The sequence below is a fragment of the Sphingomonas sp. genome (genome assembly GCF_050725575.1).
GTDB lineage: Bacteria > Pseudomonadota > Alphaproteobacteria > Sphingomonadales > Sphingomonadaceae > Sphingomonas.
Genome location: NZ_JBOHHW010000088.1, coordinates 1 through 9,991, shown reverse-complemented (window position 1 = coordinate 9,991; position 9,991 = coordinate 1). Strand labels below are relative to the sequence as shown.

Annotated in this window: 9 protein-coding genes, 1 tRNA gene and 1 pseudogene; 4 read left to right on the top strand and 7 right to left on the bottom strand. The window is 62.8% G+C overall.

Annotated elements, in window-relative coordinates:
- Positions 1-278, top strand: a pseudogene (locus ACRECS_RS27085) (hypothetical protein); the annotation flags it as partial.
- Between the two features lie 10 nt (positions 279-288).
- Here ACRECS_RS27085 and ACRECS_RS27080 read toward each other — a convergent pair.
- From ACRECS_RS27080 to folE, 3 genes are read right to left on the bottom strand one after another with little or no spacing between them, the layout of a single operon-like run.
- Entirely contained in the window at positions 289-654 is a 366-nt protein-coding gene (locus tag ACRECS_RS27080; RefSeq protein WP_431586081.1) for a dihydroneopterin aldolase, read from the bottom strand.
- Complete coding sequence (locus ACRECS_RS27075) at positions 647-1,384, bottom strand: SDR family oxidoreductase (protein WP_431586080.1); 738 nt, start codon at positions 1,382-1,384, stop codon at positions 647-649. The genes ACRECS_RS27080 and ACRECS_RS27075 overlap by 8 nt, the downstream gene beginning before the upstream one ends.
- Positions 1,385-1,417: 33 nt before the next feature.
- On the bottom strand, positions 1,418-2,038 hold the full coding sequence (gene folE / locus ACRECS_RS27070) for a GTP cyclohydrolase I FolE (RefSeq protein WP_431586079.1): 621 nt from the start codon (positions 2,036-2,038) through the stop codon (positions 1,418-1,420).
- Positions 2,039-2,266: 228 nt separating this feature from the next.
- On the opposite strand from folE, the gene ACRECS_RS27065 reads away from it, so the two are divergent.
- Entirely contained in the window at positions 2,267-4,924 is a 2,658-nt protein-coding gene (locus ACRECS_RS27065; RefSeq protein ID WP_431586078.1) for a TonB-dependent receptor, read from the top strand.
- 109 nt (positions 4,925-5,033) lie between these two features.
- Here ACRECS_RS27065 and ACRECS_RS27060 read toward each other — a convergent pair whose 3' ends face one another.
- Positions 5,034-6,140 (bottom strand): S-(hydroxymethyl)glutathione dehydrogenase/class III alcohol dehydrogenase, encoded by a 1,107-nt coding sequence (locus ACRECS_RS27060; RefSeq protein WP_431586077.1) that lies wholly within the window; start codon positions 6,138-6,140, stop codon positions 5,034-5,036.
- Positions 6,141-6,493: 353 nt separating this feature from the next.
- Between ACRECS_RS27060 and ACRECS_RS27055 the strand changes: the two genes are divergently transcribed.
- Both ACRECS_RS27055 and ACRECS_RS27050 read left to right on the top strand, forming a co-directional pair.
- Positions 6,494-6,757, top strand: coding sequence for an SWIB/MDM2 domain-containing protein (locus ACRECS_RS27055; protein ID WP_187763175.1), 264 nt, complete (start codon positions 6,494-6,496; stop codon positions 6,755-6,757).
- 165 nt (positions 6,758-6,922) lie between these two features.
- Positions 6,923-6,999 (top strand) — tRNA-Arg (locus tag ACRECS_RS27050).
- 480 nt (positions 7,000-7,479) lie between these two features.
- Here ACRECS_RS27050 and ACRECS_RS27045 read toward each other — a convergent pair.
- From ACRECS_RS27045 to ACRECS_RS27035, 3 genes are all read right to left on the bottom strand, one after another.
- The gene (locus ACRECS_RS27045; RefSeq protein ID WP_431586076.1) at positions 7,480-7,866 is read right to left on the bottom strand and encodes a hypothetical protein; all 387 of its coding nucleotides are present in this window, start codon (positions 7,864-7,866) and stop codon (positions 7,480-7,482) included.
- Between the two features lie 46 nt (positions 7,867-7,912).
- On the bottom strand, positions 7,913-8,836 hold the full coding sequence (locus ACRECS_RS27040; protein WP_431586075.1) for an alpha/beta hydrolase: 924 nt from the start codon (positions 8,834-8,836) through the stop codon (positions 7,913-7,915).
- Between the two features lie 71 nt (positions 8,837-8,907).
- Positions 8,908-9,786: an NmrA family NAD(P)-binding protein gene (locus ACRECS_RS27035; protein ID WP_431586074.1), complete on the bottom strand. Its 879-nt coding sequence runs from the start codon at positions 9,784-9,786 to the stop codon at positions 8,908-8,910.
- Between the last annotated feature and the right edge of the window lie 205 nt (positions 9,787-9,991).

The following is a 9,991-nucleotide window of genomic DNA, read 5'->3' as shown; positions in this document are numbered from 1 at the left end:
AGCGTGCGATCGGCTATGAGGAGGAGGCGGTGCGCGTCTACCACCCGGTTGCCAGCGAAGCGCCGGTGATCGTGCGCTACAAGCGCGAAGTGCGCCCCGACATCACCGCCGCGCTGCAATGGATGCGTGCGCGTCGCCCCGGGCTCTGGGCATGCCCTGCCCCACCGTCTGCGAAGGAGGCGAATGTCGCCGAGGATATCCGCAAGGCGATGGAGCGGGTCGAGAGAATCGCAGAGCCGCGGCTCCGTGAAGCGTCGCGCCTTCATGCGCAAGAATAAGCGCGTGCCCCTAGCCACGCCCCCGGACGATCTCGCACCCCACCGCCGCATCGGGATAGATATCCGGCTTGGACGACCGCACCGTCACTTCGCACACGCGCTCATCGCGCAGGCACAAGGCGGCGACGGCCTCGCACAATGTCTCCTGCAGGTTGAAATGGCGCCCGGCGACCAGCTCGCGAATGCCGGTGCGGATGAAGTCGTAATCGAGCACCGCCTCGATCCGGTCCTCGGCCGGCGGCGCGGGATAATCGACCTCGAGCCGCACGTTCAGGATCACCCGCTGCGGCGCCGCCAGTTCCTCCGGATGGATGCCGAGACCCATGGTGACTTCCAGGCCGTCAAGAATCGTCGCGAAGCGCGTGCCCTTAGCCATGCGCCGACCTTGTCTCGAACATCACATCGCCATTGCGGGGCAGGAAATGCTGGCCATTATCGACAAAGATATTCTGACCCGTGACACCGCGCGCAGTCAGCAGGAAATCGACCGCGCGGGCGATCGCGCCGGTATCGACCGGACGCTGCAGCAGGTTGCGGCTCGCCACCGCGGCGAACTCGGTCTCGGTCTGGTCGAGGCTCGGCAGCGACAGGCCCGGCGACACCGCATTGACGCGGATGCGCGGCCCCAGCGCCTGGGCCAGCATCGCAGTCGCCCCGGCCAGCGCCACCTTGGAGCAGCTATAGGAAAAGAAGTCGGGATTGAGGTTGACGACCTTCTGGTCGAGGATATTGACCACCGCCCCGTCCGCCAGGTCGTTCTGCGCCGCGATCGCCGAGGCGAGCAGCACCGGCGCGGTCAGGTTCACCGCCATATGCTCGGCCATCGCATCCCCATCGGCGAGCGGCGGGCGATCGAACTGGAAGATCGATGCATTGTTGACCAGCCCGGCGACCGGCGTGCCGAACCGGTCGCGCACTTCGTCGATCAGCACCTGCGCGGTGGACGACAAGGCAAGATCGCCGGTCACCACCACTGCCCCGGGCAGCTCGGCGGCCAGCGCCTCGGCTTCGTCATGCGATTTCCAGTGATGGATCGCGACGCGCCGCCCCTGCCCCGCCAGATGGCGCGCGATCACCGCACCAATGCGGCGCGCGCCCCCGGTCACCAGAACGGTTTGATCAGCCCCCGGCACGCGGTGCTAGAAGCCCATCAGGGCAAGGACTTCCTTGCGGCTGCGCTCATCCTCGCGGAACACGCCCATCATCCGGCTGGTGACCATCGCCACGCCCGGCGTGCGCACGCCGCGCGCGCTCATGCATGCATGGTTCGCCTCGATCACCACCGCGACGCCGACCGGTTTCAGATTGTCCCAGATGCAATTGGCAACCTCCGCGGTCAGCCTTTCCTGCACCTGCAAGCGGCGCGCATAGGTGTGCAGCACGCGTGCGAGCTTGGAGATGCCGACCACCCAGTTGCTCGGCAGATAGGCGATGTGCGCCTTGCCGATGATCGGCGCCATATGATGCTCGCAATGCGACTGGAACGGAATGTCCTTCAGCAGCACGATCTCGTCATAGCCGCCGACTTCCTCGAACACGCGCGACAGATGGTGCGCGGGATCGTCGGTATAGCCCTGGCAATATTCTTTCCACGCGCGGGCAACGCGTGCCGGCGTATCGATCAGCCCTTCGCGCGCGGGGTCGTCGCCGGCCCAGCGGATCAGCGTCCGCACCGCCTCCGCCACCTCGTCCGGCACCGCGATCTTGGGAGTCGGAGCCACGAGATCCCCGTCATCGGGGCTGGCGATCAGTTCAGGCATTCGGGCTTCCTTCGCGGCGATTCGCAGGCGACGTTACGGCAAGCGACGTTCCGGCGTGACGATGTTCGATTCACCGACTGTCTCATTTAGGCAACTGTGCCGCAACCCCGCAGATTCCCGCATGAAACGCCATTGACGTCCGAATCGACGCAGCGCAGATTACCGTACCGACTTTACGAACGTGCCAGCCGACAAAAAGATCGGCAACGTAAACACGAGGGGATGTTTATGAAGAAATATGAATTGCTTGCCGCGTCTGCATTGGCACTGATCTATGCAGTACCCGCAACCGCCCAAACCGCCGATCCTGCCGCTGCGACGCAGGATACACAGGCCGTGGACACCAGCGACGACATCATCGTCACCGCCACCAAGCGCGAACAGACGCTGCAGGATGTGCCGATCTCGGTCGCCGTGACGGGCGCCGTGACGATCGAGCAAGCGCAGATCCGCGACCTTATCGACCTTCAATCGGTCGTTCCCTCACTCAAGGTTTCGCAGTTCAACGCGGCAGGCCAGACCAATTTCTCGATCCGCGGCTTCGGCAACGGCAATGGCAATGACGGCATCGAAAGCTCGGTCGGCGTGTTCATCGACGGCGTCTATCGCTCGCGCTCCGCCGCGGCATTGGACGATCTGCCGGAGATCGAGCGCGTCGAGGTCCTGCGTGGTCCGCAATCGACCTTGTTCGGCAAGAACGTGTCGGCCGGCGCGATCAACATCGTCACCAAGCGCCCGGCATTCGACTGGGGCGGCAAGGCGGAGATCACCGTCGGTAATTACAGCCTGATGAATGCGAGGGCCACAGTCACCGGGCCACTCACCGAGACCCTTGCGTTCCGTTTGTCGGGCAGCGTCAACGAACGTGACGGTTATTTCAACAATCTGACCACCGGCACCGACGTGAACAATCGCCACCGCTGGTCGGTCCGCGCGGATGTGCTGTGGGAGCCGTCATCCGATTTGTCGGTGCGCATCATCGGCGATTACAATTTGATCAAGGAAGTCTGCTGCGGTGTCTCGTCGATCCGCAACGGCTTTCCGACACAGCAGATCGGCGCGCTTGGCTTCGCCATTTCCGACACGACACGCGTGTTCGATCGCAACGTCATCTTCAACACCGATCCATCCAACCGCATCCGGGGTCAAGGCGTTTCGGGGCAAGTCGACTGGAATGTCGGTTTCGCGAAGCTGACATCGATCACCGCCTATCGCAATCAGGTCAACCAGTCGCAGCAGGACATTGATTTCACCGGCGCCGATATTGCGAGCAATACGACCGCGAACGAGATCAAGACCTTCACCCAGGAACTCCGGCTTGCCTCGACCGGCGACGGTCCCTTCAGCTGGCTGGTCGGCGGTTTCTATCAGGATGAGAAGCTCGACACCGGCCGCGACATCCGTTTCGGCAAGGATGCCCGCGCCTTCGTCAACGCCCTTTCCCAGGGCTTGATCACGGGTCTCGAACAGTTGCAGAGCCTCACCAATCCGGCGATCGTGCCAGGGCGTACCTATTTCCAGGCCGGGCAAGGCATTTCCGACCGCTACAAGATGAAGCAGCGTTCCTATTCGCTGTTCGGCCAGGCGGATTTCAAGGTCACCGACCGGCTGACCCTGACCGGCGGCATCGCCTATATGAACGATCGCAAGGCGGTGGTGTCCAATGTGGTCATGAACGACCCATTCTCCTCGCTGAACCTGGAAAATATCCCGGGTCTCGGCTTCCTGCCGTTTGCGAATGTTGCGGGTAGTCCGGGCTCGCCGTTCGGCTGCTTGCTCCAAAAGGGCTTCAATCCCGCATCAACCCTTGGGCGGACGCCGGTTAATCTGTTCGGATCGAGCCTGGGCGCCTCTCTTCCTGGTGTCGGTGGACCTAACGGACCTGGGGGTGGAGTAGGTCAGCCGTTCAATGCCTGCCCGGCGTCACTTGGCGGGGTCAACCCGTTCGCCTTGAACGGCCTGCAATTCTTTTACGGGGATTCGCCGGTCCACGGGCCGGTCAATTTCCCGAACGCGAACGAGTCGGGCATTCTGACCGGCGACAAGGTCACCTATGCGGCACGCGTCGCCTATGACCTTGATTTCGTGAACGTCTATGCCAGCTATTCCACCGGCTGGAAGGCGGGCGCCTATAATCTCTCATCCGACAGCCGCCCGCCATCGAACGGCGTTGGTCGCTCGGCCGCTCCGGAAGAGGTCACCGTCTACGAAGCCGGGCTGAAGGCAAAATTCCGCGGCGGCTTCTTCAACCTCGCGGTGTTCAAGCAGGAGATCAAGGGCTTCCAGTCCAATGCCTTTACCGGCCTTGGATACAGCCTGGTCAATGCGGGCAAGGAATCGGTCAAGGGCTTCGAAATCGACGCGGCTTACCGCCCGGCGCCGTGGCTCTCGCTCACGGGCGCGGCGACCTATCTCGATCCCAAATTTGATTCCTTCGCGCGCGCACCGTGCGTCACCTATGATCCGCGCTGCGCCCGCAGCACGACCACAGGCCTGCGGCCGCCCTTCCGCGACCTGACCGGCACGCGTCCTGCCGGTATCCCCAAATGGAGCGTATCGGCCTCGGCAACCCTTTCGCATGACATCACGGATGGGGTTAACGCCTATCTGCGCGGCGAATATGATTATGTCAGCCCGACCCAGCTCACGGATACCACCCCGCCGGCACTGTCGACGTTCGACAGCAACAACGTGAACGCGAGCCTTGGTGTCAGCTTCACCAATATCCAGCTCGACGTGATGGTCTGGGGCCGTAACCTGACCAATGACAATGCGCTGATCTCGACCTTCCCGACGGTCGCGCAGCAATTCCCGGAGCCGGAGAGCTATAGCGGCTATCCGAACCAGCCGCGCACCTATGGCGTGACGCTCCGCAAGTCGTTCTGATCCGGCGTCGGGGCGGGTTCGCCCGTTCCCGGCCAGACAAAAACCCCCGGCGTTCGCACGCCGGGGGTTTTTCTTGTAATGGCCCTGGGCAGAACCGAGGGCGCCTGATTCAATAGACCACCACGCTCCTGATACTCTCGCCGGCATGCATCAGGTCGAAGCCCTTGTTGATCTCTTCCAGGCTCAGCACATGAGTGATCATCGGGTCGATCTCGATCTTGCCGTTCATGTACCAGTCGATGATCTTGGGCACGTCGGTGCGGCCCTTGGCGCCGCCGAACGCGGTGCCGCGCCAGTTGCGCCCGGTGACCAGCTGGAACGGCCGCGTGGCGATCTCCTTGCCGGCTTCCGCCACGCCGATGATGATGCTGGTGCCCCAGCCCCTGTGGCACGCCTCCAGCGCCTGGCGCATCACTGTCGTATTGCCGGTGCAGTCGAACGTGTAGTCCGCCCCGCCATCGGTCAGCGCGACGAGATGCGCGACGATGTCGCTCACGTCCTTCGGGTTGACGAAATGCGTCATGCCGAACTTGCGGCCCCATTCCTCGCGGTCCGGGTTGATGTCGACGCCGACGATCATGTTGGCGCCGGCCATCCGTGCGCCCTGCAGCACGTTGAGGCCGATCCCGCCCAGGCCGAATACGATGACATTGTCGCCGACCGCGACCTTGGCGGTATTGACCACCGCGCCGACGCCGGTGGTCACGCCGCATCCGACATAGCAGCTGGTCTTGAACGGCGCGTCCTCGCGGATCTTTGCGACGGCGATCTCGGGCAACACGGTGAAGTTCGAAAAGGTCGAGCAGCCCATATAATGGAAGATCGTCTCGCCCTTGTAGCTGAACCGGCTCGTCCCGTCGGGCATCAGCCCCTTGCCCTGCGTCGCGCGGATCGCGGTGCACAAATTGGTCTTGCCAGAGAGGCACGACTTACACTGGCGGCATTCGGGCGTGTAGAGCGGGATGACATGGTCGCCCGGCTTCACCGAGGTCACGCCGGCACCGATCTCGCGCACGATTCCCGCCCCTTCATGGCCGAGCACACTCGGGAACAGTCCTTCCGAATCGAATCCGTCGAGCGTGTAGGCGTCGGTATGGCAGATTCCCGTCGCCATGATCTCGATCAGCACCTCGCCCGCCTTCGGCCCCTCAAGATCCAGTTCGACAATCTCGAGCGGCTTCTTCGCTTCGAATGCAACGGCGGCACGGGTCTTCATCGATCATCCTTTCAGGCTGCGCAGGTCAGATGCCGCGATGCCGGCAACAACGCAAGCGTGGGGCCGAAAATCGCGGAAATCAGCCGTTTTTCATTGTTTTCATGCACCCCGCCCAAGGTGAGGGCACGCCGCATGAGGCAGCGGTGCGGGCGCCCGAAAACCGCACCCCTCGCAAGCCCTTGAAGCGCCGGGCGCGCGGCACAGGGGCCGGACGCTTCGCGCTCGTGCGACGAAGGGTTCTCCTCAAGGCATGGTAGAGAGTGACAACGGCAGAAAGGCAGCGCACAAGGAGCGCGCGCTGAAGAAGGCGTGAATCGATGTCGGCTTGAACGGCACATCAGGAAGGACTTTATATGGCGACGACCCCCACCAAGACCGGCGGCATCCATGCACCGGTGCAGCCCTCGCCCGAGCTCGGCGCGATCGTCGGCAACGACAAGCTGCCCCGCAGCCAGGTCATCAGCAAGGTCTGGGACTACATCAAGGCCAACAATCTCCAGAACCCCGCCAACAAGCGCGAGATTCTGGCTGATGAGAAGCTGAAGAAGGTGTTCGGCCGCGACAAGTGCACGATGTTCGAAATGAACAAGTACATCGCGCAACACGTCAAGGCGTAACCATCCGCCGCCGGATGCGCAGGCATTCGCGGCACGGATTACGAGACCGGGCCCGGCGGCATGGCTGTCCGGGCCCGATCTTTTTGGGTCTATCGCGGTATATTCGGCTCACGCGTACGGCCGCGATTGACCGCTTCGGCGCCACCCCTTACCAACCGCCACCGTGCCCCCGTAGCTCAGCCGGATAGAGCAACGGTTTCCTAAACCGTAGGCCGCGTGTTCGAATCTCGCCGGGGGCACCACCCTGAATCCTCGTGATTCGGCCTGTAAGTCATTGATCGCACCACAAATCTTTGAACCTGAGGTTCCCCTGAGATCGACCTAGTTCGTCTCAGTTAGACAGCTCTTGTGACCCGATTTGTGACCCGATTTTTGATCGACCGGGCCGACTTGGAGTCGGATATGGGAAGACGGCAGACGCTTACACCTGCAGCGATCGACTCGCTGACATAGCTCGACAAGCCGGTGTTGCCGATCGCACGCCCCTGTTGCATTGCAACATAGAACTTTCGCCCTAACCGACGCAACCGAATGCATCGCCTGCTGTGGTGTACTCTCAGAAGGACTGGCGTTCGCTTGGGCCCCGCCGATACCCCGGCGGGCCTATGTTCGCTCTTGAGGAGCCTTACACGTTGGGACGTTCAAGTCACTTTCATGACTGTGACGATCAAGCCCAAGCAGGTCCACTGCTACTCGAGGCTGGTATCGACTAGGAGGCGCGGTTAGTCAGATGGAGGCAGGGTACGGGCGGCTGCGTCGGCCGTGTCTTCGGGCCGGGTGTTGAACGCGATCGTCGCGTTGGGAGCCGCCTTATGGACGGCGTTTACCACCATTTCGAACAATGCAAGGCTCTTCGGTGGAATCCGAAGTCCCCCACCAATCACGACGCAATCATAGTGCGCACTGTTCAACTGCGTTTCCAGCATGGTGCGACCGGCGGCATCGGGCGTGATCATGCAGGTATCGCTTTCCCAGCCGCGCTCGTGGATGTTCGCGACCGCCAGTGCGATGCCGGCGTTGATCTTTTCCGCATTGAATCCCGGCGGCAGCGACGGGTCCGAAAAGTCAACGGTCTCGGGTTTCTGGCCAACGAACAGGATGCGAGTCATCGAAATCTCCTTTCAAGAATGTTGTCCGAGGACAGGGTTGAAGCGCTCAACCGCGCAGGTTGTGACGCAGGAAGGTGGCGATGATCTCGAGGGCCTCCGGCGCGGCGCGCAGAAGAGCGAGGTTGGCCGGGAAGACGTGGACCATGCCCTGCCAGATGTGGAGTTCGGCAACTGAACCGGCGGTCTCAAGACGATCGGCCATGCGCTGCGCGTCGGCGAACAGGATCTCGTCCTCCCCGACATGAAGCATGACCGGCGGCAGGCCGGTCAGGTCGCCATATAAAGGCGACGCCTGCGGATCCTTCGGATCGGTGTCACCGAGATAGGTGATGCGTACCTGTTCCAGCGCCCCATGGGTCAGCAACGGATCGTGCCCGGCACGGGTGGTCACGCTGTCGCCGGTCAGGGCAAGATCGGTCCAGGGGGACATCGCGACGGCGGCGACCGGTTTCGGCGTCAGGCCGCCCCGAGCGGCGGCGGTCATCCGTGTCGCGGTGACGAGCGCCAGCCCGCCACCCGCTGAATCGCCGACGATCGCGACCTTGGATATCCCGGCGGCGACCAGTCCACGATAGACCGCCTCGCTGTCATCGACCGCGGCCGGAAATGGCCGTTCGGGAGCGAGGCTGTAATCCGCAACGAACGCATCGACCTTGGCGCGTAGTACAACCTGTCCCACGAAGTTCCGATAAGCTTGGGCCGATCCGACGACATACGCCCCGCCATGAAGATAGAGGATCGCGGCACCCGGCGTCGCCCCAGGTGTGCGGCACCACCAGCCGGAAACGCCACCCATCTCGGCGGCTTCGTAGGTGACGGTGTCGGCCGCCGGGGTCCTGCCCATGAGGTCGTCGAACGCGGTGCGGCCATCGGGGCCAAGATCGGCCTTTGGCTGGAGCGCGATCATGGCGCGCATCACCACCATCGCGGCGCGGTCGAGCAGATGCTCCTTGTGGTAGATCTCGGTCATCACGATCGTCCTTGAGCAGCTTCGTAAGAATATTGCGGCCTGCCGGTCGGGAAGACCGGCGGGTGTCCCAGTCAGCCTTGTGACCAGCTGGCGGCGGCGGCTTCAGCAAAATCACGGTATGAACGCGGCGCATGGCCAAGCAGTGCCGTGAGGCGAGCAACATCTTCGTCGGTCGCGACGGCGCCGTCCTCTTGGTAGCGGCGCATCATCAGCTTCATATCATAGGCGAGCCAGGCCGGACCGAAACTCTTGAGGCGCTGCTCCAGGCCGTCCAGGTCATCGCCCGCATAGGCGATCGGGCGCCCGAGAATTTCGCTCCACAGTGTCGCGAGCGTATCGCCGGTGAGGGCGTCGGGGCCTACCAGTTCGTAGATCTCGCGGGGAAGCGGCGCGCTTGCCTGCTCGCGCCGCAGTAGCTCCTTGGCAGCGGCCTCGCCAATGTCTTGGACATCGACCATCGAGATCCCCCTGGCGCCGACCGGCATGCCGTAGACACCGCCGCCGAGCAGTGCATCCTTCTGCCGCATGTCGTTCTGGATGAAATAGGCAGGGCGCAGGATCGTCACCGGCAAGTCATAAGCACTGATCATGCGCTCGATGGTCATCTTGCTCGCGAAGTGGGGGACGTCGGCATAGACCTCGCCCTTGAACACCGAGAGATAGACGATCCCCTTCACACCCGCCTCGCGCGCTGCGTTCAGCGCGAGCATCGCCTGGGTCAGTTCGTCGGGTGCGTTGGGGGCAAGCAGGAACAGCGTGCTGACCCCGTCCAGCGCGGCGCGGATGCTGTCGATGTCGGCGAGACCGCCCTTCACCGCGGTGACGCCCGCGGGCAGGCTGGCCTTCTCAGGCGAGCGGGTCAGCGCGCGGATGTCGGCACCATGCCCATCCAGAAAGCTGAGCACCTGGGTTCCGATGGTTCCGGTGCTGCCAGTTACCAATATCGCCATGTCGTATCTCCTTGATCGTGTGAGGCGGCTCGTTGTCGCTGGAAACATATTTAGCCGTTTCGAAAATGCGTAGAAGACGGCATGATTGGATCACTTCGTCTCATAAATGGATCAATGTATGGATCTTCCTGCGCTCGTCGATTTCAACCTGGTTGCAACGCATGGTGGTTTCGGGCGGGCCAGCCGCGCCAGCGGCCGGCCGAAA